The 25,550-nt window shown below is 72.7% G+C and carries 21 protein-coding genes and 1 pseudogene; 9 read left to right on the plus strand and 13 right to left on the minus strand.

Annotated features, from left to right (window positions below; all coding sequences use genetic code 11):
• Positions 1–129: 129 nt before the first annotated feature.
• Complete coding sequence (locus ACFYOJ_RS08025) at positions 130–558, minus strand: ATP-binding protein (protein ID WP_356551344.1); 429 nt, start codon at positions 556–558, stop codon at positions 130–132.
• Between the two features lie 103 nt (positions 559–661).
• Entirely contained in the window at positions 662–1,003 is a 342-nt protein-coding gene (gene bldG, locus ACFYOJ_RS08030) for an anti-sigma factor antagonist BldG (RefSeq protein WP_003975386.1), read from the minus strand.
• Between the two features lie 82 nt (positions 1,004–1,085).
• Between bldG and ACFYOJ_RS08035 the strand changes: the two genes are divergently transcribed.
• Positions 1,086–3,650, plus strand: a complete 2,565-nt coding sequence (locus ACFYOJ_RS08035) for a DEAD/DEAH box helicase (protein ID WP_356551346.1) — start codon at positions 1,086–1,088, stop codon at positions 3,648–3,650.
• A 28-nt stretch (positions 3,651–3,678) separates the two neighbouring features.
• On the opposite strand, the pseudogene ACFYOJ_RS08040 reads toward ACFYOJ_RS08035, so the two are convergent.
• From ACFYOJ_RS08040 to ssd, 7 genes and pseudogenes are all read right to left on the minus strand, one after another.
• Positions 3,679–4,011 (minus strand): annotated as a pseudogene (locus ACFYOJ_RS08040) (Rv3654c family TadE-like protein); the annotation flags it as partial.
• Positions 4,008–4,466, minus strand: a complete 459-nt coding sequence (locus tag ACFYOJ_RS08045; protein ID WP_388596324.1) for a TadE family type IV pilus minor pilin — start codon at positions 4,464–4,466, stop codon at positions 4,008–4,010. The gene ACFYOJ_RS08045 and the pseudogene ACFYOJ_RS08040, both read right to left, overlap by 4 nt.
• Before the next feature lie 52 nt (positions 4,467–4,518).
• Positions 4,519–4,746 (minus strand): DUF4244 domain-containing protein, encoded by a 228-nt coding sequence (locus tag ACFYOJ_RS08050; RefSeq protein ID WP_356551350.1) that lies wholly within the window; start codon positions 4,744–4,746, stop codon positions 4,519–4,521.
• Positions 4,747–4,854: 108 nt separating this feature from the next.
• Positions 4,855–5,658 carry a type II secretion system F family protein gene (locus tag ACFYOJ_RS08055; RefSeq protein ID WP_356551352.1) on the minus strand — a complete coding sequence of 268 codons (804 nt, stop codon included), beginning with the start codon at positions 5,656–5,658 and terminating at the stop codon, positions 4,855–4,857.
• Positions 5,655–6,527 (minus strand): type II secretion system F family protein, encoded by an 873-nt coding sequence (locus ACFYOJ_RS08060; RefSeq protein WP_356551354.1) that lies wholly within the window; start codon positions 6,525–6,527, stop codon positions 5,655–5,657. Before ACFYOJ_RS08060 ends, ACFYOJ_RS08055 begins: the two co-directional genes overlap by 4 nt.
• Entirely contained in the window at positions 6,511–7,917 is a 1,407-nt protein-coding gene (locus tag ACFYOJ_RS08065) for a TadA family conjugal transfer-associated ATPase (protein ID WP_388596435.1), read from the minus strand. Before ACFYOJ_RS08065 ends, ACFYOJ_RS08060 begins: the two co-directional genes overlap by 17 nt.
• 671 nt (positions 7,918–8,588) lie before the next feature.
• Entirely contained in the window at positions 8,589–9,713 is a 1,125-nt protein-coding gene (ssd, locus tag ACFYOJ_RS08070) for a septum site-determining protein Ssd (RefSeq protein ID WP_356551356.1), read from the minus strand.
• 572 nt (positions 9,714–10,285) lie between these two features.
• On the opposite strand from ssd, the gene ACFYOJ_RS08075 reads away from it, so the two are divergent.
• Entirely contained in the window at positions 10,286–11,119 is an 834-nt protein-coding gene (locus ACFYOJ_RS08075; protein ID WP_356551357.1) for an HAD-IB family hydrolase, read from the plus strand.
• Positions 11,120–11,472: 353 nt separating this feature from the next.
• Here the strand turns inward: ACFYOJ_RS08075 and ACFYOJ_RS08080 are convergent, their stop codons facing one another.
• Positions 11,473–12,297, minus strand: coding sequence for an oxidoreductase (locus ACFYOJ_RS08080; RefSeq protein WP_356551359.1), 825 nt, complete (start codon positions 12,295–12,297; stop codon positions 11,473–11,475).
• 111 nt (positions 12,298–12,408) lie between these two features.
• Between ACFYOJ_RS08080 and ACFYOJ_RS08085 the strand changes: the two genes are divergently transcribed.
• Positions 12,409–13,389, plus strand: coding sequence for an ATP-binding protein (locus ACFYOJ_RS08085; protein ID WP_356551361.1), 981 nt, complete (start codon positions 12,409–12,411; stop codon positions 13,387–13,389).
• A gap of 141 nt (positions 13,390–13,530) precedes the next feature.
• Here ACFYOJ_RS08085 and ACFYOJ_RS08090 read toward each other — a convergent pair whose 3' ends face one another.
• The gene (locus ACFYOJ_RS08090) at positions 13,531–14,814 is read right to left on the minus strand and encodes a hypothetical protein (RefSeq protein ID WP_356551363.1); all 1,284 of its coding nucleotides are present in this window, start codon (positions 14,812–14,814) and stop codon (positions 13,531–13,533) included.
• A 348-nt stretch (positions 14,815–15,162) separates the two neighbouring features.
• On the opposite strand from ACFYOJ_RS08090, the gene ACFYOJ_RS08095 reads away from it, so the two are divergent.
• The 6 genes from ACFYOJ_RS08095 (at position 15,163) to ACFYOJ_RS08120 (ending at position 23,515) form a co-directional block, all read left to right on the plus strand.
• Complete coding sequence (locus tag ACFYOJ_RS08095) at positions 15,163–17,742, plus strand: SulP family inorganic anion transporter (protein ID WP_356551365.1); 2,580 nt, start codon at positions 15,163–15,165, stop codon at positions 17,740–17,742.
• A 241-nt stretch (positions 17,743–17,983) separates the two neighbouring features.
• Complete coding sequence (gene acs, locus ACFYOJ_RS08100; RefSeq protein WP_356551367.1) at positions 17,984–19,939, plus strand: acetate--CoA ligase; 1,956 nt, start codon at positions 17,984–17,986, stop codon at positions 19,937–19,939.
• A 303-nt stretch (positions 19,940–20,242) separates the two neighbouring features.
• Complete coding sequence (gene nhaA / locus ACFYOJ_RS08105; protein ID WP_356551369.1) at positions 20,243–21,667, plus strand: Na+/H+ antiporter NhaA; 1,425 nt, start codon at positions 20,243–20,245, stop codon at positions 21,665–21,667.
• A 102-nt stretch (positions 21,668–21,769) separates the two neighbouring features.
• Positions 21,770–22,258 (plus strand): phage holin family protein, encoded by a 489-nt coding sequence (locus ACFYOJ_RS08110; RefSeq protein WP_356551370.1) that lies wholly within the window; start codon positions 21,770–21,772, stop codon positions 22,256–22,258.
• Positions 22,255–23,205, plus strand: coding sequence for an alpha/beta hydrolase (locus ACFYOJ_RS08115; RefSeq protein WP_356551372.1), 951 nt, complete (start codon positions 22,255–22,257; stop codon positions 23,203–23,205). Before ACFYOJ_RS08110 ends, ACFYOJ_RS08115 begins: the two co-directional genes overlap by 4 nt.
• A 127-nt stretch (positions 23,206–23,332) precedes the next feature.
• Positions 23,333–23,515, plus strand: coding sequence for a hypothetical protein (locus ACFYOJ_RS08120; protein WP_356551374.1), 183 nt, complete (start codon positions 23,333–23,335; stop codon positions 23,513–23,515).
• A gap of 39 nt (positions 23,516–23,554) precedes the next feature.
• Here the strand turns inward: ACFYOJ_RS08120 and ACFYOJ_RS08125 are convergent, their stop codons facing one another.
• Positions 23,555–24,754, minus strand: a complete 1,200-nt coding sequence (locus tag ACFYOJ_RS08125) for a MarP family serine protease (protein ID WP_356551376.1) — start codon at positions 24,752–24,754, stop codon at positions 23,555–23,557.
• A 47-nt stretch (positions 24,755–24,801) separates the two neighbouring features.
• Positions 24,802–25,509, minus strand: a complete 708-nt coding sequence (locus tag ACFYOJ_RS08130; RefSeq protein WP_356551378.1) for a CoA pyrophosphatase — start codon at positions 25,507–25,509, stop codon at positions 24,802–24,804.
• Between the last annotated feature and the right edge of the window lie 41 nt (positions 25,510–25,550).

Genomic DNA, 25,550 nt, shown 5'->3' on the forward strand with positions numbered 1-25,550 from the left:
GATCGTGAATGCATTCACCTGCCGCCCGTACGGCACCACTGTAAGCGCGGCTCTCGTCCTGCGCACATGACGAAGGGCCCTGCGAGGCAGGGCCCTTTCGAAAGCCGGGGGTGTCCGGCCGGGTCGGTGTCAGGCGGGCGGCAGTACCGCCGGAGCCGTCGGCCAGGTCATGCGGATCAGTCCGCCCTCCTCGCCGGCCGTGACCTCCACGTCGTCGACGAGGCCGCTGATGACCGCTAGGCCCATCTCGTCCTCCTCGGCCTCCACATCGACGGCGGCGCCCGGGGTCTGTGCCCCCGGTGCCGCGTGCGGCGCCTCGTCGCCGACCTCGATGGAGAACTGCTTCTCCTCCTCGATCAGCGACACCTTGACCGGCGCCGTGATGCCGACGTGCTGATGCAGGCCCACAGCCCGGGAGCAGGCCTCGCCGACGGCGAGCCTGACCTCGTCGAGGACGGCCTCGTCCACTCCCGCCCTGCGCGCCACCGCGGCCGCCACCAGACGAGCGGTGCGAACGTGCTCGGGCAACGCGCTGAAGCGGAGTTCGACGGTGGCCATGCATCCCCCTCGGACTACGGCGTGCTGGCGAGGGGCCGGGCCATCGACAGCCCGGCCCCTCCATTGTTTCGGTCGTCCCGGGCACACGGCCCGGAACCGGTCGTCAGTCGGTGGCCGCCACCGCTTCCTCGACCGAGGTGTGAATGGGGAACACCTTGGTGAGGCCGGTGATACGGAAGATCTTGAGAATGCGCTCCTGGTTGCAGACCAGGCGCAGCGAGCCCTCGTGGGCACGCACCCGCTTCAGTCCGCCGACCAGCACGCCGAGCCCGGTGGAGTCGAGGAAGTCCACGCCCTCCATGTCGACGACGAGGTGGAAACTCCCGTCGTTCACCAGCTCGACCAGCTGCTCGCGCAGCTTGGGCGCGGTGTATACGTCAATTTCGCCACCGACCTCGACGACCGTGCGATCGCCGACGGTACGGGTCGACAGGGACAGGTCCACGGATCCTCCAGCACCTTGCTATCGAGCGGTCGTCCCTCGGGACACCTCGGCTTGAAGCCCCCAGGACGGTTCGCCAGCCGCGATGGCATTCAATCACTTACCGGCAGGCGTGCACGACGCCTTGGTCCCATTGTCCGTCACACCAGTGACAGACTCGGTGCCGATGGCCAAGAATCACCGATCCGATCGACCCCCGGCGGGACACGGCTCCCGCCCGGATCCGGGCACGGTCCTGGACCGGCTCGCCGCGGGACCGAGCCGGGCTGCGCGCATCACTCATACGGAGCACTTGCCCCCGCGTGCGGGCCGTCATGCCCCCTGGCCGGACCGTATTCGGCCGGAAGTGGTGGCGGCGGTGCGGTCCGCGGGGATCGAACAACCCTGGACCCACCAGGCACAAGTGGCGGAACACGCCCTGAACGGCGACTCGGTGGTGGTCGCCACCGGCACCGCCTCCGGCAAGTCCCTGGCCTACCTCGTGCCGGTCCTGTCGACGCTCCTGGAAGGCTCCGAGGCCCCGAACGGTCGCGGCGCCACCGCCCTGTACCTGGCCCCGACCAAAGCCCTGGCCGCCGATCAGTGCCGCTCGGTGAAGAACCTCGCGCAGCCCCTGGGCACATCCGTGCGAACCGCGGTGTACGACGGCGACACGCCGTTCGAGGAACGCGAGTGGATCCGCCAGTACGCGACCTACGTCCTCACCAATCCGGACATGCTGCACCGCGGCATCCTGCCGTCCCACCAGCGCTGGTCCTCCTTCCTGAAGGCACTGAAATACGTCGTCGTCGACGAGTGCCACACCTATCGCGGCGTCTTCGGCTCGCACGTCGCCCAGGTACTGCGCCGGCTGCGCAGACTGTGCGCCCGCTACGGCGCGTCGCCGGTGTTCCTGCTGGCCTCCGCCACCGCCGCCGAGCCCTCGGTGGCGGCCCGCCGGCTCACCGGGCTGCCGGTGGTCGAGGTCGCCGACGACGCCTCCCCACGTGGTGAACTGGTGTTCGCCCTGTGGGAGCCGCCACTTACCGAACTGGAGGGCGAGAAGGGCGCGCCGGTCCGCCGTACCGCCACCGCCGAGGCCGCCGACCTGCTCACCGGTCTCACCGTGCAGGGCATGCGCTCGATCGCCTTCGTACGCTCCCGGCGCGGTGCCGAGCTGATCTCGGTGATCGCCCAGGAGCGCCTGGCCGAGATCGACCGTTCCCTGACCGGGCGTGTCGCGGCCTACCGGGGCGGTTACCTCCCCGAGGAGCGGCGCGCTCTGGAACGCGCCCTGCACTCCGGCGAGCTCCTCGGTCTCGCGGCGACGAACGCCCTGGAACTCGGCGTCGACATCGCCGGCCTCGACGCCGTGGTCATCGCCGGGTACCCCGGCACCCGGGCGTCGCTGTGGCAGCAGGCGGGGCGGGCGGGCCGGTCCGGGCAGGGCGCGCTGGCGGTGCTGGTCGCCCGGGACGACCCGCTGGACACCTTCCTCGTCCACCACCCAAAGGCGCTGTTCGACCAGCCCGTCGAGTCCACCGTCCTCGATCCCGACAACCCGTACGTCCTCGCCCCCCACCTGTGCGCCGCCGCGGCCGAGCTGCCCCTGACCGAGGACGACCTGGAGCTGTTCGGCCCCGCTTGTGCGGAGCTGCTCCCCCAGCTGGAGGCGGCGAAGCTGCTGCGCCGGCGGGCCCGGGCCTGGCACTGGACCCGCCGGGAACGGGCCGCCGACCTGACCGACATCCGCGGTGAGGGCGGTCAGCCGGTCCAGGTCGTCGAGGCCGGCACGGGCCGGCTGCTGGGCACCGTCGACGCCGGCGCCGCCCACACGACCGTCCACGAGGGCGCCGTCCACCTCCACCAGGGCCGCACCTATCTCGTGCGCTCCCTCGACCTGGAGGACTCCGTCGCCCTGGTCGAGCAGGCCACGCCGTCGTACTCGACGGTGGCCCGCGACACCACGTCGGTCTCCGTCCTCGAGACCGACATCGAGGTCCCGTGGGGCGACGGGCGCCTGTGCCACGGCTCCGTCGAGGTCACCAACCAAGTGGTCTCCTTCCTGCGCCGGCGGCTGATCACCGGCGAGGTCCTGGGCGAGACGAAACTCGACCTCCCGCCCCGGACCCTGCGTACGCGCGCGGTGTGGTGGACGGTCACCGAGGACCAGCTCGACGAGGCCCGGATCGGCCCGGAGATCCTCGGTGGTGCCCTGCACGCCGCCGAGCACGCGTCGATCGGCATGCTGCCCCTGTTCGCGACCTGCGACCGCTGGGACATCGGCGGCGTGTCGGTCCCCCTGCACCCGGACACCCTGCTGCCGACGGTCTTCGTCTACGACGGCCATCCCGGCGGCGCGGGCTTCGCCGAGCGCGCCTTCCGCACAGCCCGGGCATGGCTCGCCGCCACCCGGGAGGCCATCGCCTCCTGCGAGTGCGACGCCGGCTGCCCGTCCTGCATCCAGTCCCCCAAGTGCGGCAACGGCAACGATCCGCTGCACAAGCGGGGGGCCGTTCGTCTGCTCACGGTGCTGCTGCGGGGTGCGGCCGGGGCGGAGGCGGAGGGAGATGAGGCCCTGCCTCCTCTCCCGTCCTCGCAGGAGGAACGCCGGTTCGGACCGGATCGGCCGGCACCGCCGGGCCGGCTCTCGCCCGGACCTCCGACCTGAAGGGGCCCCGGCCCGAGGCAGCCGTCACGTCCGAGATCCGGCCGGCGAGGACGCACCGCACCAGCCGCGTCCCCTGCGCCCGTGCGATCCGGTCCGCGCGGGCGCAGGCGGCCGTGCCTCCCGTCGCCCAGTGGTCGGCCGCCGCGAGCGCCGCGAGATCGGCCCCGCCGGCCGCCCGGTGCCGGGCCACGACGGCCTGTCCCAGTGCCAGCACGATGCCGAACACCAGGCACAGGACCGCGATGGCCCCGACGCTCCAGACGGTGGCCGACCCCCGGTCGGATCCGGGGCCGGCGCCCCGGCCGAACGCACGGAGGAAGTTCCGCCGGGCCATCCGGTGGAACGGCAGAGTGCCCCTCATGGCCCACCCTCCGTCTCGTCCACCGCCGCGTCCGACGACCGTCCCGGCGTCGAACCAGCCGTCGTCCCGCCCGCGGGCTTCGTGGCCGGTTCCGCCGCCTGTTCCGCCACGGCCGGACGCGCCCCCGCAACCACCGGATCCATCGGCTGCTCCACCGCCGCCACGGCCTCCTCCCGCACCTCGAAGGGCAGGCCGTGCAGCACCGGTGGTCCGGCCTCGACCACGACACGGACCCGGTCCCCCTCCCGGCCGACCGTCACCCGCGCTCCGCGCGGCGCCGTCTCCCGGGCGACCTCGACGACCGCGTCGGCCGGATCCCGGCGCGCCGCCGCCCTGGCACCGGCGCGAGCCGCGTCCACGCACTGGATCTGCGCGGCCACGACGAGCAGACCCCACACCAGCGCCATCGCGAACACCATCAGCACCGGCAGCACCACGGCGGTCTCCGCCGTCACGAACCCTCCGTCCGCTCGCCGGCGGCGACGGGCTCCGCCTTCCGCCGGCCGCTCACATCCGCGCATCGAGCGCCTGCTTCACGATCCCCTGCAGCTCGGCGCTGACCGCCCCGCTCGTCACCACCTTGTAGAGCACCACGGCGAAAGCCACCGCCGCGACGATGCCCATCGCGTACTCCGAGGTGACCATTCCCGCGTCCCGTCGCCGCACGGCCTCCCGTCGTGCCGTATCCGCCCTGCGCACCAGGGCACGCATCCGTGCCCGTACCACCTGATTCATCTCTGCCTCCGTGAAGTTGGTTCTCGCTGTTCACCGGCTCGTCCGCCGGTCTCCCGCTCGCCGGCTCCACGCCGGCATGCTCCGTTCCGTCATCCGCCGGTTCCTCCGTCATCCACCTCCTCCGCCTGCCAGCACTCCGCCCGCCAGGCCGATCACCACGGGCAGTACGCCCACCGCGACGAACGCGGGCAGGAAGCACAACCCGACCGGCGCGGTGACCATGACGGCGGCCCGACGGGCGCGGACCGTCGTGACACGCCCCCGGTCGGCGCGGGCCTGGGCGGCGAGCCGGGCGACCGGCCCGGCCGCGGGCAGCCCGGACACGTCGGCGCGTTCCAGCAGCCGCGCCAGGGACCCGGCGTCCGGCAGCACGGCCAGATTCCGCCAGGCATCGGCCGGTTCTCCGCCGAGACGGACTTCCGCGGCACCGCGCGCCAGCGCGTCCCCGACGGGCCCGCCCAGGGCGTCGCCCACGGCCTGCGCCGCGATCACCGGGCCGGCACCCGCGGCGATGCACGCCGCCAGAAGGTCGGCGGCCAGGGGAAGCCGGCGAGCGGCTTCGGCGGCGTCGGACTTCTCGGCGGCCGGCCCGGCGACCGGACGGCGTACGAACCGGTGCCACAGCACCGCCGCGACGGCCAGTCCCGCCACGACACCGGACGCTCCACCGACCAGCGCCCATCCCGCGCCCACCGTGCCCACCAGGGGCAGCCATCCGCGTACAGCGGTCAGCGCCTCGGCGCGCCGCGCGCCCGCGTCCCGCCCCGGCCCCGGCCCCGGCATCAGGAGCGCCGTGAGCCGTCCACGCACCACGCGCTCCCTTCGCACGGCTCCGGCCAGGCCCACCAGCCATCCGACGGCCAGTGCCGCGCCCAGCACCGTCCCCAGCCTGTGGGCGACGTCCCCGTTCACGTCACCGTCTCCGCTCCCCGCACGATCCGGCTCACCCACCACACCCCGACGCCTTCCAGCACCGCGCCGGCCAGCAGGCAGCCCAGGCCCGCCCCGGTGTGCAGCAGCACGTGCAGCGGGTCGGATCCGAGGGCGACACCGAGGAGGAGGCCCAGCACCGGCAGGCCGGCGAGCATCACCGCCGTGGCGCGGGCGCCCGCCAACTGGGCGCGCAGGTCGGCCCGCTGGTCCCGTTCGGCACGCAGTGCGCCCTCCAGCCGGTCGAGCCCCGCAGCCAGCCCCGCCCCCTGGTCGACGGCCACCCGCCAGCAGGCCGCGAGCCCCAGCAGCCCCTCGGCCCCCGGCTGCCGCGCCGCGACCGTGAGAGCGGCCGGAACATCTCCGCCGAACCGGGCCGCCGCCAGCACTCCCGCCTGCGCGTCGCCGATCCCTTCCGACTCGTGGGCCGCGCACAGCAGTGCCTCGCCCGGTTGCCGTCCCGCCCGTACCTCCCCGGCGAGAGCACCGCACAGCGTGATCACCGCGTCCTGCCGGCGTTCCCGCTCCCTCCGGCCCCGGCCGGCCAGCCGCACTCGCCGCAGCACCGGCACACCCGCCGCCCCAGCGACGACCGGCAGTACCGAGGCACCCAGTACCGCCAGCACCAGCCCGCCCGCCAGGGACCACCACTCGGCCCTCAGCCGGCCGCGCAGCCGGCGCAGCCGGTGCACGCCCCGGCCCATCGTGGGCGGTCCGGATCCGGCGGACCCGTCGCCTGCGAGCAGCATCCGCGCACGGCGCGCTCCCGTGTGCCGGCCGGCCGCCAGCCACGCCGCCGTCCCCAGGCACACCAGGGCGGCGCCTGCCGACAGCTCACCGGTCCCGGGCATCCGGCCACCCCCGTCCCGCCGGCGTCCGCTCCGCCGTCCTCGTGCGGACCTCCTCGCCGCGCAGCAGCTCCCGCAGTCGCTCCCATCCGCGTTCGGCCACGAACGCCTCCGCGCCCCACCGCAGTGCCGGCACCGTCCGCACCAGCCCCGACGGGTCCCGTTCCAGTACGTGCACCTCGGCGATCCGGCGTCGTCCGGCCCGGTCCCGCGCCAGGTGCAGGACGACCGACAGCGCGGCCGCCAGCTGGCTGTGCAGTGCCGCCCGGTCGAGCCCGGCGGCGGTGCCGAGCGCCTCCAGCCGGGCGGGCACGTCGGCGGCTGCGTTGGCGTGCACGGTGCCGCAGCCGCCTTCGTGGCCTGTGTTCAGAGCGGCGAGCAGATGGACCACCTCGGGTCCGCGCACCTCGCCGACGACGAGCCGGTCCGGGCGCATCCGCAGCGCCTGGCGCACCAGGTCCTCGAGCGTGACGAGACCCGCGCCCTCCTGGTTGGCGGGTCTGGTCTCCAGCCGGACGACGTGCGGATGCTCCGGTCGCAGCTCCGCCGAGTCCTCGGCCAGTACGACGCGTTCACCAGGGCCGACGAGCCCGAGCAACGCGCTCAGCAGGGTTGTCTTCCCACTGCCGGTGCCGCCGCTGACCAGGAAGGAAAGCCGTGCCCGCACGAGGGCCCGCAGGATCCGGTCGCCACCTGGCGGCACCGTGCCAGCCGCGGCCAGCTCGTCGAGCGTGAAGGCGCGCGGCCGCACCACGCGCAGGGACAGACACGTGCAGTCGACGGCGACCGGGGGGAGTACGGCGTGCAGCCGGGTGCCGTCGGGCAGCCGGGCGTCCACCCAGGGCCGGGCGTCGTCCAGCCGGCGCCCGGCGACGGCGGCGAGCCGTTGCGCGAGCCGCCGCACCGCTCCGGCGTCGGGGAAGACGACCGAGGTGAGCTCGAGACCGCCGCCCCGGTCGACCCAGACCCGGTCCGCGGCGGACACCAGCACGTCGGTCACCGACGGGTCGGCCAGCAGGGGTTCCAGCGGGCCGCTGCCGACGAGTTCCGAGCGCAGCTGCTCGGCGGCACCGAGGATCTCGGCGTCCCCGAGCACCCGGCCCTGTTCGCGCAGCGCCTGCGCCACCCTCGCGGGTGTCGGCTCCGCCCCGCTCTCCGCGAGCCACCGCCGTACTCCGTCGAGCAGCCCGGAGACGGAACCGGCGGCCCTTCCGGAGTCGCCCCGCGGGAGTGCCGCGAGTCCCCTTCCCGGGGCCGCACCGGAGATCGCGCTCGCGGTCACGGCCGGCCTCTTTCCCGAAACCGTCACGGCCCCGGTGCCCACATCCGTCCCCGGCACCCGGCCCGCCGCCGCTGAAACCGGCCCCAGGAGGGCTCCGGGAACCGGCCGCATCGGCCCGGGAGCCGTCGGCGGGCCCTGCGGCGACGCGGGCCCGGAGGCCGCCTGGGAGCCCGCCCTCGCGAACCGCTCCGAAGAGGCTCCCGCGACCTGGGCCGCCGTGCTCACCGGCGTCCTCGCGCACGACCCGACGGCCGTCCCGTCCGGCTGCGCGGACTCCGTTCCCGCGACCACCCGCGCCTTCCGTCCGCGAGCCTCTTCATCTGCCGCCCACGCCGGCCGACCCCGGGCCGCTTCGCCGGCCGACCACGCCTTCCGCGCGTGTCCGGCTTCCGGCCCCGTGCCCCGGCCGGGAACCGCCTTCGCGGGTCCCCCGGCAGCCGCCCCGGAGGGCACCGGTGTCCCGAGGGGCTCCACCGGCCCCGGCTCCGCAGGCCGCCCGAGGGACGCCTCCGGGCCCGTCCCCCCGGCACCCCGCCCGGACGCGGTCCCCAGAGGCACTTCCGCCCACGCTCCGGGGCACGCCCCGGAAAGACTCAGCCGCACGGGAGCCGCCACCACGGCCGCGGACGTGCCCTGCCCGGAAGACTCGCAGGCCCCGCCCGTCGGCGCGGTCGGCGCCGAGAACCACCCGGCCGGACCACGAGCCACCCCGGCGGCCCGCCTCCCCGTGTCCGGCGGCACCCTGTCACCGCCCACGGCCTTGCCCCCGCACTCCGGCGTCCTCATGCCGCACCGCCCGTCTGCGCCATGAGCGCCCGCTCCCAGAACTCCCCGCAGAAGCGCGCCAACGGCCCGCGTCCGGCGGCACCAGGTGGCCGCTTCCCCTCGGCCGCGCGCAGCAGCCCGGACTCGACGGGCACCTCACCGGCCAGAGGCAGTCCGAGCAGCCGGGCCACCTCGCGGTCGTCGAGCCCCGGCGCGTAGGGACCCCGTACGGCGATCCGCAGGTCGCCCAGGACCATGCCGACCGCGGAGGCCACCCGCCCGGCCGCCGCGACGGCGCGCAGTTCGGCCGGTACGACGAGGAGCCCGACGTCGATCTGGGCGAGGATCTCGGCGACGCCGTCGTCGATCCGCCGTGGCAGGTCGACGACGACCGTGCCGCCCCTGCGCCGCGCTGCGGCGAGCACCGCGCGTACGGCCTGGGGCGGCACGGTGACGCAGTCCCCGCGGTCCCAGCTGAGCACGCGCAGCGAGTGCAGCTCGGGCAGTGACTCCTCCAGGGCGCTCCCCGCGACCCGTCCGCGCGAGGCCGCGAACGCGGGCCACCTCAGCCCGTCGGTCGTCTCCCCTCCGAGCAGGACGTCGAGGCCGCCGCCCAGCGGGTCGGCGTCCACCAGCAGACTGCGCAGTCCCCGGCGCGCGGAGGTGACGGCGAGCGCGCAGGCCAGTGTCGACGCTCCGGCCCCGCCCCGGCCGCCGATGACGCCCACGGTGAGGGCGGGCGGGCCGACGCCCTCCGCGACGTCGGCGATGCGGTCGACCAGCCACTGTTCGCCGTCGGGCAGCATCAGGACGTGGTCGGCGCCGATCTCGACGGCCCTCTGCCAGATCCCGGAGTCGTCCTGGTCACGGCCGACCAGCACCACTCCGCGCCGACGCGCCGCCCCCCGTACGCGTCTCGCGACGTCGTCGCCCACCAGGACGAGCGGCGCCGCCTCCCAGCCCCCGTGTCCGGGCGCCGTGGGCTCCCGGGGCACGGAGTGGTGCACCACGGGTGTGGCGCCCGCGGCCGCGCACAGGCGCAGCAGGTCGTCGAGGAGTTCGGTGTCCTCGGTGACGATCAGTGGTCCGCTCTGCCGCCCTCCCGCCGCGGGCGGCGGGTCGTGCGTGACGGTTCCGGTCATGGGAGATCCCCTTCATCGCTTGTCCGGGCTTCTTCCGGTGCTTTCGCGTCCGCCCTGCTCGCGGCCGCCGGGGTCCCGCGATTTCCCTCTGTGTGAAGAAGCGGAAACAGAACCGGCCGTCGGCCGGCGAGGTGGCCGGACGCTTGTGCAATGACGATGGGGCGATCTGTGAAATCTTGTGGATCTTGGTTGATAACTGTGGACAACAAGGCGGTTGTGAATATCGCCGTCGCCCATACCGGTGCATCCCGAACGCTCTCGGCCCGCCCCCGCGCGACTCCCGCAGCGCATTCCGGGCGTTACCCACAGTTACAGGTCATGCCCATGACATCCCCACCCGCGCGTCGGCGCGCGCGTGGCGCCCGCATCACCATCAGGAGAGGAAAACCCACCCGGACATGCGACGACCCCCGCCGGGGGGGAGAGCGGGGGTCGTCTCCACGGCCGACTCGGGGGGGGAGGAGTCGGACCGGGTTAGCACGGTCGCGAACGATCCGTGACTTCCATGGTGTACCCGAGAGGCCTCTCAGGCAAACCCACACGCCCCACCTTACGCCGAATGGGCTGCGCCTATGCTCGGGGTCGTGGAAAACCACTCACGGCCCCGTACCGCGGCCTTCTTCGACCTGGACAAGACGGTCATTGCGAAGTCGAGCACGCTCACCTTCAGCAAGTCGTTCTACCAAGGCGGACTGATCAACCGCAGGGCCGTCCTGCGTACCGCATACGCCCAGTTCGTCTTCCTCGCGGGCGGCGCCGACCACGATCAGATGGAGCGGATGCGCGAGTACCTGTCCGCGCTGTGCCGCGGCTGGAACGTCCAGCTGGTCAAGGAGCTCGTCGCCGAGACACTGCACGACCTGATCGACCCGATCATCTACGACGAGGCCGCTTCCCTGATCGAGGAGCACCACACCGCCGGCCGCGACGTCGTGATCGTCTCCACGTCGGGCGCCGAAGTCGTCGAACCGATCGGCGACCTGCTCGGCGCGGACCGCGTGGTGGCCACCCGCATGGTCGTGGGCGACGACGGCTGCTTCACCGGCGAGGTGGAGTACTACGCGTACGGGCCGACCAAGGCGGAGGCGATCCGGGAGCTGGCCGCGTCCGAGGGCTACGACCTCGGACGCTGCTACGCGTACAGCGACTCGGCGACCGATCTGCCGATGCTGGAGGCGGTCGGTCATCCGCACGCCGTGAACCCGGACCGGGCGCTGCGCCGTGAAGCGCTCGCACGCGATTGGCCGATTCTCGACTTCCACCGGCCCGTGCGGCTCAAGCAGCGGGTCCCCGGCTTCTCCGTACCGCCGCGCCCCACCCTCGTCGCCGCCGCCGCGATAGGCGCCGCGGCGGCGGCCGCGGGGCTCGTCTGGTACGCGAGCCGCCGTCGGACGGCAGTGGCCTGACCCGGTCCCTTTCACCCGTGTTCGACCGCAGAAGCAAAGAAGTGCGGCGAGGACTTCCGCTTGCCGCCGGTCAGGAGTACAAAGGAATCAACGGCCCGCGAGACCAAGGACATCCGAAAGGATCGCCTTTTCCACGCATTTGGCCCCACGGACCGAGCATGAACACCGGGCACCCACGCGACGTCGACCCGTCGATTACGGGCCAGCCGCACCAGGTGGCGGGCAAAGTCCCGGCCTGATGGGCATATATCGAGGACGCTTGGTAACCCGGTGAGCATGCCAGCGGCGGTACGAGAACTCGTACCGCCGCATTTCGTCGTGGTGTGCGTGCCGCTGCCGGGCTTCGGCGGCGATCACGCCGCTCCGCGCTGGAGCGCCTCGCACACCGCCGTCGACTCGCGCGCACCCAGCTCCACCGCCCTGCCGCAGTGGGCGATCCAGGCGGCCATGCCCTCGGGCGTGCCGGAGACGTATCCGTCCAGGGCCGCCAGGTAGGCCGCTCGCCCCAGCTCGGCGTGTCCGACCTCCGCCGGGCAGACCGACTTCGGGTCCAGGCCGCTGCCGACCAGGACGATCCGCTCGGCCGCGCGCGCGACCAGGCCGTTGTGGGAGGTGAAGGGGCGCAGCGCCAGCAGCTCACCGTGCACGACGGCGGCCGTGACCAGGGCGGGGGCGGAGCCCCCGGCGATGACCAGCCCGGCCAGGCCGTCCAGGCGTCCGTGCGTCTCCGCGGCGTCCGGCAGCGGCAGCTCGACGAGGGGCTCGTCCACCGGTTCGCCCCCCTGGCGCGGCCGCCCCACCTGATCGGCCTTGTCGGCGGCCGCCACCAGGTGCAGGCGGGCCAGCACCCGCAGCGGGGACTGGCGCCAGATGGACAGCAGCTGTCCCGCCTCGGCGGTCAGCCGCAGGGCCGCCCCCACCGCGCGCGCCTCCTCGTCGCCACTGAAGTCGGTCCGTCGGCGCACCTCTTCCAGCGCCCAGTCCGCGCCGGACAGCGCCGCCGAACCCCGGGCACCGCGCAGCGCCGCCTCGGAGGTGATCTCGTTGCTGCGTCGCCGCATGATCCGGTGGCCGTAGACCCGGTCCACGGCCTTGCGTACGGACTCCACGGACTCGGCCACGCCGGGCAACGAGCCCAGCGCCGCGAGCGGATCGGCGGTCGCGCCTGTCGTACTCATGGGTACGACCCTACGCATCCCGGCGGCACACCCCACGAATGAGTGGTCTTCTTCACGTGCTCCAGCACTCGATGGACACACACCGCCATTGAGTCACTACGCTTGGTGAACATGAAAATTGCTTTCGTCGGGAAGGGCGGCAGCGGCAAGACCACCCTGTCCTCCCTCTTCGTCCGCCACCTCGCCGCCGCAGGTGCCCCCGTCATCGCGATCGACGCCGACATCAACCAGCACCTGGGAGCCGCGCTGGGTCTCGACGAGGCGGAGGCGGCCGCCCTGCCCGCCATGGGCGACCACCTGCCGCTGATCAAGGAACATCTGCGCGGCACCAATCCGCGCATCGCCTCCGCCGACCAGATGATCAAGACGACGCCGCCCGGTGAGGGCTCGCGTCTGCTGCGGGTGCGCGAGGACAACCCGGTCTACGAGGCCTGCGCCAGGCCGGTGGAGCTCGACGGCGGCACCGTGCGTCTGATGGTCACCGGACCCTTCACGGACGCCGACCTGGGGGTCGCCTGCTACCACTCCAAGACGGGCGCGGTCGAGCTGTGCCTGAACCACCTGGTCGACGGCCGTGACGAGTACGTCGTGGTCGACATGACGGCCGGCTCGGACTCGTTCGCCTCCGGCATGTTCACCCGCTTCGACATGACGTTCCTCGTCGCCGAACCGACCCGCAAGGGAGTCTCCGTCTACCGCCAGTACAAGGAGTACGCCCGCGACTTCGGCGTCGCGCTGAAGGTCGTCGGCAACAAGGTGCAGGGGCCGGACGACCTCGACTTCCTGCGCGAGCAGGTCGGGGACGATCTGCTGATGACCGTCGGGCATTCGGACTGGGTACGCGCCATGGAGAAGGGCCGCCCCCCGCGGTTCGAGCTCCTGGAGGACGCCAACCGCCAGGCGCTGCGGGCCCTGCACACGGCCGCGGACGCGACGTACGAGCGGCGGGACTGGGAGCGCTACACGCAGCAGATGGTGCACTTCCACCTGAGGAACGCGCGGAGCTGGGCCAACGAGCGGACCGGGGCGGACCTGGCGGCGCAGATCGATCCCGGGTTCGTCCTGGGCGAAGGGATCGTCGCCCCGGCCTGACGGCCGTCCGGGGCATCCGCGGCCGGCCGCGGCACCGTCGCGGCCCGCGGGTACGGCCGGACACCGAGCACCGGGCCGTACCGCCCGGCGCTCGGTGTCCGCAGGCGGCCCGGCCGTCGGCTCGGCGGGCGGGCCGACGGCCTACTGCCTGGCCGCCGGCGCTCCGGGCACGCCCTTGGGAGCCGGAGCGGGGGCGGCCGACAGGAAGGACGCCCACCCCTTCTCGGGCGCCTGACCGACGCCCAGGGTGCGCAGCTTCTTCAGAACCTTCGGGTCCTGGGCGTCCAGCCAGTCCGCGAGCTGCCGGAAGGAGACGCAGCGCACCTCCTTCTTCGTGCACACCTTCTCGACGACCTCCTCTACGGCCCGCATGTAGGTGCCGCCGTTCCAGGACTCGAAGTGGTTGCCGATGATCAACGGCGCCCGGTTGCCCTCATAGGCGCGCTCGAAGCCCTGGAGCAGGCTGTCGCGCATCTGGTCGCCCCAGAACTCGTGTTTGGCGGGATCACCCTGGGTGGTGGTCCCCGACTGGTTGACCATGTAGTTGTAGTCCATCGTGAGCTGCTCGTAGGTGTGCCCGGGGAAGGGCACGAGCTGCATCGACAGGTCCCACAGACCGTGCTTCTTCTTCGGCCAGACCTGGTCGTTCACGCCGCTGCTGTCGTAGCGGAAGCCCATCTGGCTCGCCGCCCTCATGAAGTTCTCCTGGCCCTCCAGGCACGGGGTGCGGGCGCCGATCAGCTCCTTGTCGTAGTCGAAGGGCAGCGGCGCGGTGTTCTTCAGCCCGGTGTTGGTCTTCCAGGTCTTCACGAACTGCTTGGCCTGGCGGATCTCGCTCTTCCACTCCTCGACCGACCACTCGCCGACCCCGCCCCCGGCACCGCAGAAGTGCCCGTTGAAGTGGGTGCCGATCTCGTTGCCCTCCAGCCACGCCTGGCGGAGCTGCCTGACGGTGGCGGTGATGCCCTCCGCGTCATTGAAGCCGATGTCGGAGCGGCCCGGAGAGTGCTGCGGCGGCTGGTACAGGTCCGCCTTCTCCTTCGGCAGCATGTACACGCCGCTCAGGAAGTACGTCATGGTGGCGTTGTTCTCCTTGGCCACCCTGCGGAAGTGGGAGAACAGCTTCTGGCTGTCCTCCCCCGCCCCGTCCCAGGAGAACACCACGAACTGCGGGGGTTTCTGTCCCGGCTTCAGGCGCTCGGGCCGGGGCAGGTGCGGCTGCGCGCCGGTGTACGCCGTCGACCCGTCGCCGATCAGCCGTACCGCGTTCTTGGGCGCCGGCGCCGCTTTTCCCTTCTCCTTCTCCGGGCCCTGTGTCCCTTCGCCGGAAGGGCTGCCGCTGGTTCCCATCGCGCAGCCGGCGAGCGACGCGGCGCAGACGGCGGCGATGACGGTGCGCGTGGCGATCCTGTGGGTGGCGGCCATGTTCCGCCCACCTTCTTCCTTCTCTCGGGCCAACGCCGACGAGGGCGATGTCGGGGTGCTGTACCGGGTCGTGCCGTCAGCGCCGACAAAGTGGCACGGGACCGAGAAGGAATTAATACGACAAGCCGATGAAAAGACCGATTCACTCGCTTGAGCAGCGCACTACTCCATTTGCGCGATAAGTCTATGCCACCCCTTTACTGCGAATTACCATCTCTTTACTGAGCGCATTCATCGGGCGCCGAGCATCCCGCCGCTGTACGCCGTGGCCCACGGCCGCGCCCGCACCCCCGCCACGGGGGCCCATTCCCTGACCGTGACCGCGCAGCCCCGAAGGAGACGGGAAACATGTCAGCCTGCGTCCCCGCCCGCGCCGATTCGGCCCGGCCCGAGCACGTCCATCCGGCCCACAGCCCGCCACCCGGGCGCCCCCGGCGTTTCCGCGTCGCGGGCGCCGACGTCTCGGCGTCGATCGCGGTCTTCCTGATCGCCCTGCCCCTCTCCCTGGGCATCGCCCTCGCCACCGGTGCCCCGCTCCAGGCCGGTCTCGTCGCCGCCGCCGTGGGCGGGATCGTCACCGGGTGGCTCGGCGGGTGCCCCCTCCAGGTCAGCGGTCCCGCCGCCGGACTCACGGTGGTCACCGCCGACCTCATCCAGCGCTACGGATGGCGTACGACCTGCGCCATCACCGTTCTCGCCGGGCTCGCCCAACTGGGCCTGGGCTGCCTGCGCGTGGCGCGCAACGCCCTCGCCGTCAGCCCGGCCATCGTGCACGGCATGCTCGCCGGCATCGGTGTCACCATCGCCGTCGCCCAGCTGCACATCGTCCTCGGCGGCACCCCGCAGAGCTCGGTCCCCGACAACCTGCGGGCGCTGCCCGCCCAGTTGGCGAATCTGCGCCCCGCCGACCTGGCGGTGAGCGTGCTGACCCTGACCCTGCTGCTGCTCTGGCCCCGCATCCCGGGCCGGGGCGGGCAGTTGCTGGGCAAGCTCCCCGCCGCCCTGATCGCCGTCGCCGGTGCCACCGCGGTCGCGGCCCTCGCCGGGTTGCGGCTGCCCAAGGTGGACCTGCCGTCCTGGAGCAGCCACGCCCTGGCCGCGCTGCCCGACGGACCGGTGCTCGGCCTCGTCGCCGCCGTCCTCACCACCACGCTCGTGTGCAGCGTGCAGTCCCTGCTCGGCGCGGTGGCGGTGGACAAGCTCGTCGCCGCCCGGCCGGGACCGGCAGCCCGCGTGGGACGTTCCGACCTGGACCGCGAACTGCTCGGCCAGGGCGCGGCCAACGTCGTCTCCGGTGCGCTCGGCGGCCTGCCCGTCGCCGGTGTGGCCGTGCGCAGTACGGCGAACGTGCACGCGGGCGCCGTCAGCAGGAACTCCACCATGCTGCACGGCGTTCTCGTGGTGATCGCCACCCTGCTGATGGTCCCGGCGCTGGAGCTCATCCCGCTCGCCTCGCTCGCCGCCCTGGTCATGGCCGTCGGCCTCAAGATGGTGTCCCTGAACCACATCCGTACGGTGACCCGCCACCGTGAGGTCCTGGTCTACGCGGTCACCACCTGCGGCGTGGTGTGCTTCGGGGTGCTGGAGGGTGTCGGGCTCGGCATCGCCGTGGCCGTCGGGGTGGCCCTGCGCCGGCTCACCCGCACCCGTTTCACCCACGTCGAGAGAGACGGGGTCCATCACGTACAGGTGCGGGGCCAGTTGACGTTCCTCGCGGTGCCGCGGCTCAGCAGGGTCCTGCACCAGGTGCCGCACGGGGCCGACGCCGTCGTGGAGCTGGACGGGTCGTTCATGGACCACGCGGCGTACGAGGCGCTGCAGGACTGGCAGAAGACGCACACCGCGCACGGTGGTTCGGTCGACGTCACCGGCCGCGGGCCTGACCTGCGTCTCTCCGAGCCGGCCGAGACGGCCGGTTGCCGCTGCCGCCCCTGGACCCCCTGGCGCAACCACCAGTGCGCACGCCCGCAGAGCGCGCCCGCCCCCTCACCGGGTAGCCACCGGCAGCCCGGTGACGACCGGCAGCCCGGCGCCCCGGCGGGCACGGCCGGCGGAACGCAGGGAGCCGGCAAAGAGCGCGGAGCCGACGGAGAGCACGGAGCCGACGGGCTCCTCGGGCCGGACGGGACGGGCGGCCGTACCGGAGCGACGGCCCCGGGCGGGTGCCTCGATGACGACGGCCCCCATGAGCACGGCGGAGCCGGTGATCCCGGGGAGCACCGCGGGTCCGCCGGCCCCGGCGGTGCGGCCGGGGCCGGCACGCGGGAGCTGGTGCGCGGCATCAGCGCGTTCCAGCGCAACACCGCCCCGTTGGTGCGCGACGAGCTGGCCCGGCTGGCGCGCGAGGGGCAGCGGCCCTCACAGCTGTTCCTCACCTGCGCCGACTCCCGGCTGGTCACCTCGATGATCACGTCCAGTGGCCCCGGTGACCTCTTCGTCGTGCGCAACGTGGGCAACCTCGTGCCGCCGCCCGGCGAGGAGAGCGGCGACGACTCGGTGGCCGCCGCTGTCGAGTACGCGGTGGACGTGCTGAAGGTGCGCTCCGTCACGGTGTGCGGCCACTCCGGCTGCGGCGCCGTGCAGGCGCTGCTCGACGCCGGAGCCGGCGGCACGCGGACGCCGCTGGAGCGGTGGCTGCGGCACGGCCTGCCCAGCCTGCGGCGTCTGCCGGCGGACGAGGACGAGGACACGGAGGCCGGACCCCGGCTGGCCGGACGCCGTCCCGCCGACGCGGCCGAGCGGCTCTGCCTGACCAACGTGGTCCAGCAGCTGGAGCACCTGCGTGCCCACGGCTCGGTGTCGCGGGCACTGCGCAGCGGGGAGCTGGAGCTGCACGGCATGTATTTCCACGTCGGCGAGGCCCAGGCCTACCTGCTCACCGGTGACGGGCTGTTCGAGCCGGTGCGGGAGGTGGACCTGACCGCCTGATTCACGGGGCGCCGGCAGGCGCGGAGTGTGAGGGGCGTTACACGCGCTGAACCCCGCGCCGCCGGCGCCCGTGGGTACGAGTGACCACGGACCACGAAGACGGTGAAAGCCAGTGGCCGACGGACGACGGACGACCCCAACAGGTCTAAACCAATTGCCCGTCGACCCTTGTCATCGGCCCCTTGGGTCTGATGAGGTGTGGCCTGGGACACATCGGACAACCCTGAGAAAGGGAGATGTCGTGAGCAATGACAGCTTGGCCAATCTTCTGAAGGAAGAGCGACGCTTCACGCCGCCCGCCGACCTGGCCGCCCACGCCAACGTCACGGCAGAGGCGTACGAACAGGCCAAGGCTGACAGGCTCGGCTTCTGGGCCGAGCAGGCCCGCCGACTGACCTGGGCGCAGGAGCCGACCGAGACCCTCGACTGGTCGAACCCGCCGTTCGCCAAGTGGTTCAAGGACGGCAAGCTCAACGTCGCCTACAACTGCGTCGACCGGCACGTGGAGGCCGGCCACGGCGACCGCGTCGCCATCCACTTCGAGGGCGAGCCCGGCGACAGCCGCGCCCTCACCTACGCCCAGCTCAAGGACGAGGTCTCCAGGGCCGCCAACGCCCTGCTGGAGCTGGGTGTGCGCAAGGGCGACCGGGTCGCCGTCTACATGCCGATGATCCCGGAGACGGCGATCGCCATGCTGGCCTGCGCCCGGATCGGTGCCGCCCACTCGGTCGTCTTCGGCGGCTTCTCCTCCGACGCGCTCGCGACCCGCATCCAGGACGCCGACGCCCGCGTCGTCATCACCGCCGACGGCGGCTACCGGCGCGGCAAGCCCTCCGCCCTCAAGCCCGCCGTCGACGAGGCGGTCGCGCGCGCCGGCAACGTCGAGCACGTCCTCGTCGTCCGCCGCACCGGACAGGACGTCGCCTGGGACGACTCCCGCGACAAGTGGTGGCACGAGACCGTCGACCGGCAGTCCGCCGAGCACGCGCCGGAGGCGTTCGACGCCGAGAACCCGCTGTTCATCCTGTACACGTCCGGTACGACGGGCAAGCCCAAGGGCATCCTGCACACCTCCGGCGGCTACCTCACGCAGACGGCGTACACGCACTGGGCGGTCTTCGACCTGAAGCCGGAGACCGACGTCTACTGGTGCACCGCCGACGTCGGCTGGGTCACCGGCCACTCGTACATCGTCTACGGCCCGCTCGCCAACGGCGCGACGCAGGTCATGTACGAGGGCACCCCGGACACCCCGCACCAGGGCCGCTTCTGGGAGATCGTGCAGAAGTACGGCGTGACGATCCTCTACACCGCGCCCACCGCGATCCGGACGTTCATGAAGTGGGGCGACGACATCCCCGCGAAGTTCGACCTGTCCTCCCTGCGCATCCTCGGCTCGGTGGGCGAGCCGATCAACCCCGAGGCGTGGATCTGGTACCGGAAGACCATCGGCGCGGACGCCACCCCCGTCGTCGACACCTGGTGGCAGACCGAGACCGGCGCGATGATGATCTCGCCGCTGCCCGGCGTCACCGCCGCCAAGCCGGGCTCCGCCCAGCGCCCGCTGCCCGGCATCAGCGCCACCGTCGTCGACGACGAGGCGAACGAGGTGCCGAACGGCGGTGGCGGCTACCTGGTCCTCACCGAGCCGTGGCCGTCGATGCTGCGCACCGTCTGGGGCGACGACCAGCGGTTCATCGACACGTACTGGTCGCGGTTCGAGGGCAAGTACTTCGCCGGGGACGGCGCCAAGAAGGACGACGACGGCGACATCTGGCTGCTCGGCCGCGTGGACGACGTGATGCTCGTGTCCGGGCACAACATCTCCACCACCGAGGTCGAGTCGGCCCTCGTCTCCCACCCGTCGGTCGCCGAGGCGGCCGTGGTCGGCGCGGCCGACGAGACGACCGGCCAGGCGATCGCGGCGTTCGTGATCCTGCGCGGCACTGCCACCGAGACCGACGACCTGGTCGCCGAGCTGCGCAACCACGTCGGCGCCACCCTCGGGCCGATCGCCAAGCCCAAGCGGATCCTGCCGGTGGCTGAGCTGCCCAAGACCCGCTCCGGCAAGATCATGCGCCGCCTGCTCCGCGACGTCGCGGAGAACCGCCGGCTCGGTGACGTGACGACCCTGACCGACTCCACGGTCATGGACCTCATCCAGGCCAAGCTCCCGTCCTCGTCGAGCGAGGACTGAACCCCACAGGACTGAAACCCCACAGGACTGAAGCAGCCGTCCGGAGGGCACCCGGCGAGAGATCCGCCGGGTGCCCTCCGGCACGGGGCGGCCCGGGTGCGGGCACCAGCCCGCTCGCACCGGAGCCACCCGTTAGATATGCTAAATAACGCGTCAGGGTCACAGAGCTCTCAGGTGTCACGGAGCTCAGAGACCCACCGAGCGACAAGCGACAAGCGACAAGCGACAACAAGATCCTCATAGGTGCGCCGGGAAGTCTGGTCGGCATGTGTTCCGTGCTGCCCATCGACCGGAGGTCCTCCCGTGTCCACGCCCCGTCCCCCCCGTAAGCTCTTCGGCCGGCTGTCCCTCCCTGAGCGGACGTATGTCGCCGACGCGCTGCGCACCGAGACGGTCGGCGGCGTCCTGCTGCTTCTCGCCGCGGTCGCCGCGCTGGCCTGGGCGAACATCCCGGCACTGCGCGACAGCTACGAGAGCGTCAGCCACTTCCACCTCGGCCCCGGCTCCCTCGGCCTGAACCTGTCCGTCGCGCACTGGGCGGCGGACGGACTGCTGGCCGTCTTCTTCTTCGTCGCCGGCATCGAGCTCAAGCGGGAGCTGGTCGCTGGCGACCTCAAGGACCCGAAGGCGGCCGCGCTGCCGGTGGTGGCGGCCCTGTGCGGCATGGCCGTACCGGCACTCGTCTACACGCTCACCAACACCGCGGGCGGCGGCTCCCTGGCCGGCTGGGCCGTGCCCACCGCCACCGACATCGCCTTCGCGCTCGCCGTGCTCGCCGTCATCGGCACGTCCCTGCCCAGCGCCCTGCGCGCCTTCCTGCTGACGCTCGCCGTCGTCGACGACCTGTTCGCGATCCTGATCATCGCCGTCTTCTTCACCGACAGCCTGAACTTCGCCGCGCTCGGCGGCGCGGCCGCCGGCCTCGGCGTCTTCTGGCTGCTGCTGCGCAAGGGCGTACGCGGCTGGTACGTGTACGTCCCGCTCGCCCTGGTCGTCTGGGGCCTGATGTACAACAGCGGCGTCCACGCCACCATCGCGGGCGTCGCCATGGGCCTGATGCTGCGCTGCCACACCCGCGAGGGCGAGCGGCACTCCCCGGGCGAGCACATCGAGCACCTCGTGCGCCCGCTGTCGGCCGGCCTCGCCGTGCCGCTGTTCGCCCTGTTCAGCGCGGGCGTGTCGCTCTCGGGCGGTGCGCTGGCCGACGTGTTCACCAGGCCGGAGACGCTCGGCGTCGTGCTCGGTCTCGTCGTCGGCAAGACGCTCGGCATCTTCGGCGGCACCTGGCTCACCGCCCGCTTCACCAGGGCCTCGCTCAGTGACGACCTGGCCTGGGCCGACGTGTTCGCCGTGGCGTCCCTGGCGGGCATCGGGTTCACCGTCTCGCTGCTCATCGGCGAGCTGGCCTTCGAGGGCGACGCGGCGCTGACCGGCGAGATCAAGGCCGCCGTACTGTCCGGTTCGCTGATCGCGGCGGTCCTGGCGACGGTGCTGCTGAAGCTCCGCAACGCCAAGTACCGCCGCATGAACGAGGCCGAGGAGCGCGACGAGGACCTCAGCGGCGTGCCGGACATCTACGAGGAGGACGACCCGGAGTACCACCTGCGCATGGCGGCCATCCACGAGCGGAAGGCCGCCGAGCACCGGCGGATCGCCGAGGAGAAGCGGGCGGCCCGGCTTGCGGAAGTGCCGGGCGGGGCAGGCGATCAGGGCGACGGTCCGGCATGATCTGACGAGACGGTACAAAAGACGGGACCGTTCGCAGTCGGACAGAAGACGACGACCGCCGCGGACCGTACGCAGAAGAGCCAGCAGAAGAGGGAGACCGCGATGAGCGCACCCGACGGCAGCCCGGTCGGCGCCGAACGCAGCATCGGCCAGCTGTTCGCCTCGGCGACCACCGAATTGTCGGCGCTGGTGCACGACGAGATCGCGCTGGCCAAGGCGCAGCTGCGGCAGGACGTCAAGCGCGGGGCGACCAGCGGCGGCGCCTTCTCGCTGGCGGGCCTGCTCCTGGTGTTCTCGCTGCCGATGCTGAACTTCGCCCTGGCCTACGGCATCCGTACCTGGAGCGGCTGGAACCTCGCGGTCTGCTTCCTGCTGTCCTTCGCGGCCAACGTCCTGATCGCCGGCCTCCTCGCCCTGATCGGCGTCAGCTTCGCCAAGAAGGCCAAGAAGGGCCGCGGCCCGCAGAAGGTCGCCGCCTCGGTGAAGCAGTCGGCCGGCGTCCTGCAGAACGCCAAGCCGCACCCGCGCGCGGAACTGCCCGCCGACCGGTCTCCCGGGGCCATCGAGGCTGTGGCACGCTCGTCCTCATGACGGACCCCGCCACTCCATCGGCGCAACCCACCTCGGTCGTACGGCTCGGTATCCCCGGCGGACGCGAAGTGATCCACCGGGACGTCGCCGCCAACGGCGCCCGCTTCCACATCGCCGAGCTCGGCGACGGACCACTGGTGCTGCTGCTGCACGGCTTCCCGCAGTTCTGGTGGACCTGGCGGCATCAGCTGACGGCGCTGGCCGACGCCGGTTTCCGGGCCGTCGCGATGGACCTGCGCGGTGTCGGCGGCAGCGACCGCACCCCGCGCGGCTACGACCCCGCGGGCCTCGCCCTGGACGTCACCGGCGTGATCCGCTCGCTCGGCGAGCCGGACGCCGCGCTGGTAGGCCACGACCTGGGCGGTTATCTGGCCTGGACGGCCGCGGCGATGCGGCCCAAGCTCGTGCGGCGGCTCGCGGTCTCGTCGATGCCGCACCCGAGGCGCTGGCGCTCGGCCATGCTCGGGGACGTCCGGCAGACGCGGGCGGGCTCGTACATCTGGGGTTTCCAGCGTCCCTGGATCCCGGAGCGGCAGCTGACCGCGGACGGCGGAGCGCTGGTCGGCCGGCTGATCCGCGACTGGTCGGGACCGCGGCCCGCGGACGAGGAGGCGGTGGAGGCCTACCGCCGGGCGATGTGCATCCCGTCCACGGCGCACTGCTCCGTCGAGCCGTACCGCTGGCTGGTCCGCTCGCTGGCCCGTCCCGACGGCGTCCAGTTCTACCGCCGCATGAAGCGGCCGGTGCGGGTGCCGACGCTGCATCTGCACGGTTCGCTGGACCCGGTGATGCGGACGCGGAGCGCGGCGGGATCCGGTCAGTACGTCGAAGCGCCCTACCGCTGGCGGCTGTTCGACGGGCTCGGCCACTTCCCGCACGAAGAGGATCCGGCCACGTTCTCCACCGAACTGATCAACTGGCTGAAGGATCCCGAACCCGATCGGTGACCGAACGGACGCACTCCGCACCCGAACCGGAACGCTTGTCCTATGAACGGCCACTTGCCCGGCGCATAGGCCAATTGGGGGCCCCGGAAGCGGTTATCGACCTTGGCGCGGGGGCACACGTCCGGGTATGGGCTGGACGCACGACTACAGTGACGTAGCACGCGACGGCCGCTCCACGAGCGGCGCGAGCACCCACCGCCGAGGCGGCGCCCCGCAACTGGCGGGCGCGGACCTACGCGTGGGCATTCCGCACATTCTGCGCCGCCGGGCCCGCTGGGTCTCCGTACGCCTGCGCCATCCACGCGGCTGAGCCCCGTACCCCACGGGCTCCGACCGCGCCGCCGGGCTTCTAGAGAGCGCAGCTGTCGCTGTCCACCTGCTGGTTCGCGGCGCGGCCCTCGGCGATGTCCTCGCGGATCTCGTCCACGGTGAGGGCGTAGCCGGTGTCCGGGTCGTCGAGGGACTTGGCGAAGACCACGCCGTAGACCTCGCCCTCGGGCGTCAGCAGCGGGCCGCCGGAGTTGCCCTGACGGACCGTGGCGAAGAGCGAGTAGACGTCGCGGCGGACGGTGTCGCGGTGGTAGATGTCCGGGCCGCTGGCCGTGATGCGCCCGCGCACGCGCGCGGCGCGCACGTCGTACGCCCCGTTCTCCGGGAAGCCGGCGACGATCGCGCCGTCGTCCCGGCTCGCGTCCTCGTCCGCGAACCGCAGGGCAGGCGCCCTCAGTTCGGGGACGTCGAGGACGGCGATGTCGCGCCGCCAGTCGTAGAGGACGACCGTGGCGTCGTACCTGCGGCCCTCACCGCCTATCTGGACGGTGGGCTCGTCGACGCCCCCCACGACGTGGGCGTTGGTCATCACGCGGCGCTCGGCGAAGACGAAGCCGGTGCCCTCCAGGACCTTGCCGCAACCGGTCGCCGTGCCCACCACCTTGACGATGGAACGCTTGGCGCGGGTGGCGACGGGGCTGCCCGCGAGGGCCGGGTCGGGCGGCTGGACGTTCGTGATCGGCTCGTTGGAGAACGGGCTGAAGACCTGCGGGAAGCCGTTCTGCGCGAGGACGGAGGAGAAGTCCGCGAACCAGTTGTCGGCCTGCACGGGCAGTGCCCGGGAGACGCCGAGCAGCACCTTGGAGCTGCGGACCTCCTTGCCGAGCGTCGGCAGTGTGGTGCCGGCGAGGGCCGAACCGATCAGCCAGGCGACCAGGAGCATGGCGACGACGTTGACCAGCGCGCCGCCGGTGGCGTCCAGGGCACGCGCCGGCGACCAGGTGATGTACCGGCGCAGCCTGTTGCCCAGGTGGGTGGTCAGGGCCTGGCCGACGGAGGCGCAGACGATGACGACGACGACCGCGACGACGGCGGCGGTCGTACTCACCTCCGCGTTGTCCGTCAGGGCGTCCCAGACGACCGGGAGCAGATAGACGGCGGCGAGGCCGCCGCCGAGGAAGCCGATCACGGACAGGATGCCGACCACGAAGCCCTGGCGGTAGCCGACGACCGCGAACCAGACGGCGGCGAGCAGCAGCAGGATGTCCAGCACGTTCACTGATTCAGGCCTCGCCTCGTCGTCCTACGCTCACACCGGTCACCCTGTCATGACCGCCAGTCCAGGGGGACCTGCTTCTCCCCGTCCCAGGGCCGCTCCCAGCCCGCGAAGTGCAGCAGCCGGTCGATGAGGCCGGCGGTGAAACCCCACACGAGGGTCGATCCGACCAGGAACGCCGGCCCCCGGTGACCGCGGGGGTGGACGGCGGTGACCCGGTTCGCCGGGTCCGCGAGGTCGGCCACGGGGACGGTGAAGACCCTCGCCGTCTCGTTCGGGTCGACGACGCCGACCGGGCTCGGTTCGCGCCACCAGCCCAGCACCGGCGTGACGACGAAGCCGCTGACCGGGATGTAGAGCTTGGGCAGGGTGCCGAAGAGCCGCACCCCGGCCGGGTCGAGCCCGGTCTCCTCCTCGGCCTCCCGCAGCGCGGCCCGCAGCGGCCCGTCGCCCTGCGGATCACCGTCCTCCGGGTCCAGGGCGCCGCCCGGGAAGGACGGCTGGCCGGCGTGGGACCGCAGGGAGCCGGCCCGCTCCATGAGCAGCAGCTCCGGCCCGCGGCCGCCCTCGCTCTCGGGTGTGCCCTCGCCGAAGAGGACCAGTACGGCGGACTGCCGCCCGGTGCCGTCCTCCGGCGGCAGGAAGCGGCTGAGCTGACCGGGCCGCACCGTCCGGACGGCCCGCGCCACCGGCTCGAGCCAGCCGGGCAGGCCCACGTCGCTGAGCACCACACCCTCGTCGTTGCCCGTGCGCGTCATCGCCACCCCCGTTCCGCCCTGTCCAACGCCCGGCGCCCCCG

Origin of the sequence: Streptomyces sp. NPDC006384 (genome assembly GCF_042870695.1) — a bacterium.
Classification (GTDB): domain Bacteria; phylum Actinomycetota; class Actinomycetes; order Streptomycetales; family Streptomycetaceae; genus Streptomyces.

Excerpts from the sequence above, each read along its gene's own strand:
- ACFYOJ_RS08080 (WP_356551359.1), bottom strand. The coding sequence starts at position 12,297 with ATGAGTACGACAGGCGCGACCGCCGATCCGCTCGCGGCGCTGGGCTCG.
- ACFYOJ_RS08085 (WP_356551361.1), top strand. The coding sequence starts at position 12,409 with ATGAAAATTGCTTTCGTCGGGAAGGGCGGCAGCGGCAAGACCACCCTG.
- ACFYOJ_RS08060 (WP_356551354.1), bottom strand. The coding sequence starts at position 6,527 with ATGCCCGGGACCGGTGAGCTGTCGGCAGGCGCCGCCCTGGTGTGCCTG.
- ACFYOJ_RS08110 (WP_356551370.1), top strand. The coding sequence starts at position 21,770 with ATGAGCGCACCCGACGGCAGCCCGGTCGGCGCCGAACGCAGCATCGGC.
- ACFYOJ_RS08050 (WP_356551350.1), bottom strand. The coding sequence starts at position 4,746 with ATGAATCAGGTGGTACGGGCACGGATGCGTGCCCTGGTGCGCAGGGCG.
- ACFYOJ_RS08120 (WP_356551374.1), top strand. The coding sequence starts at position 23,333 with ATGGGCTGGACGCACGACTACAGTGACGTAGCACGCGACGGCCGCTCC.
- ACFYOJ_RS08035 (WP_356551346.1), top strand. The coding sequence starts at position 1,086 with ATGGCATTCAATCACTTACCGGCAGGCGTGCACGACGCCTTGGTCCCA.
- ACFYOJ_RS08065 (WP_388596435.1), bottom strand. The coding sequence starts at position 7,917 with ATGCGGCCGGTTCCCGGAGCCCTCCTGGGGCCGGTTTCAGCGGCGGCG.
- ACFYOJ_RS08090 (WP_356551363.1), bottom strand. The coding sequence starts at position 14,814 with ATGGCCGCCACCCACAGGATCGCCACGCGCACCGTCATCGCCGCCGTC.
- ACFYOJ_RS08115 (WP_356551372.1), top strand. The coding sequence starts at position 22,255 with ATGACGGACCCCGCCACTCCATCGGCGCAACCCACCTCGGTCGTACGG.
- ACFYOJ_RS08095 (WP_356551365.1), top strand. The coding sequence starts at position 15,163 with ATGTCAGCCTGCGTCCCCGCCCGCGCCGATTCGGCCCGGCCCGAGCAC.
- ssd (WP_356551356.1), bottom strand. The coding sequence starts at position 9,713 with ATGACCGGAACCGTCACGCACGACCCGCCGCCCGCGGCGGGAGGGCGG.
- ACFYOJ_RS08075 (WP_356551357.1), top strand. The coding sequence starts at position 10,286 with ATGCTCGGGGTCGTGGAAAACCACTCACGGCCCCGTACCGCGGCCTTC.
- ACFYOJ_RS08130 (WP_356551378.1), bottom strand. The coding sequence starts at position 25,509 with ATGACGCGCACGGGCAACGACGAGGGTGTGGTGCTCAGCGACGTGGGC.
- ACFYOJ_RS08025 (WP_356551344.1), bottom strand. The coding sequence starts at position 558 with ATGGCCACCGTCGAACTCCGCTTCAGCGCGTTGCCCGAGCACGTTCGC.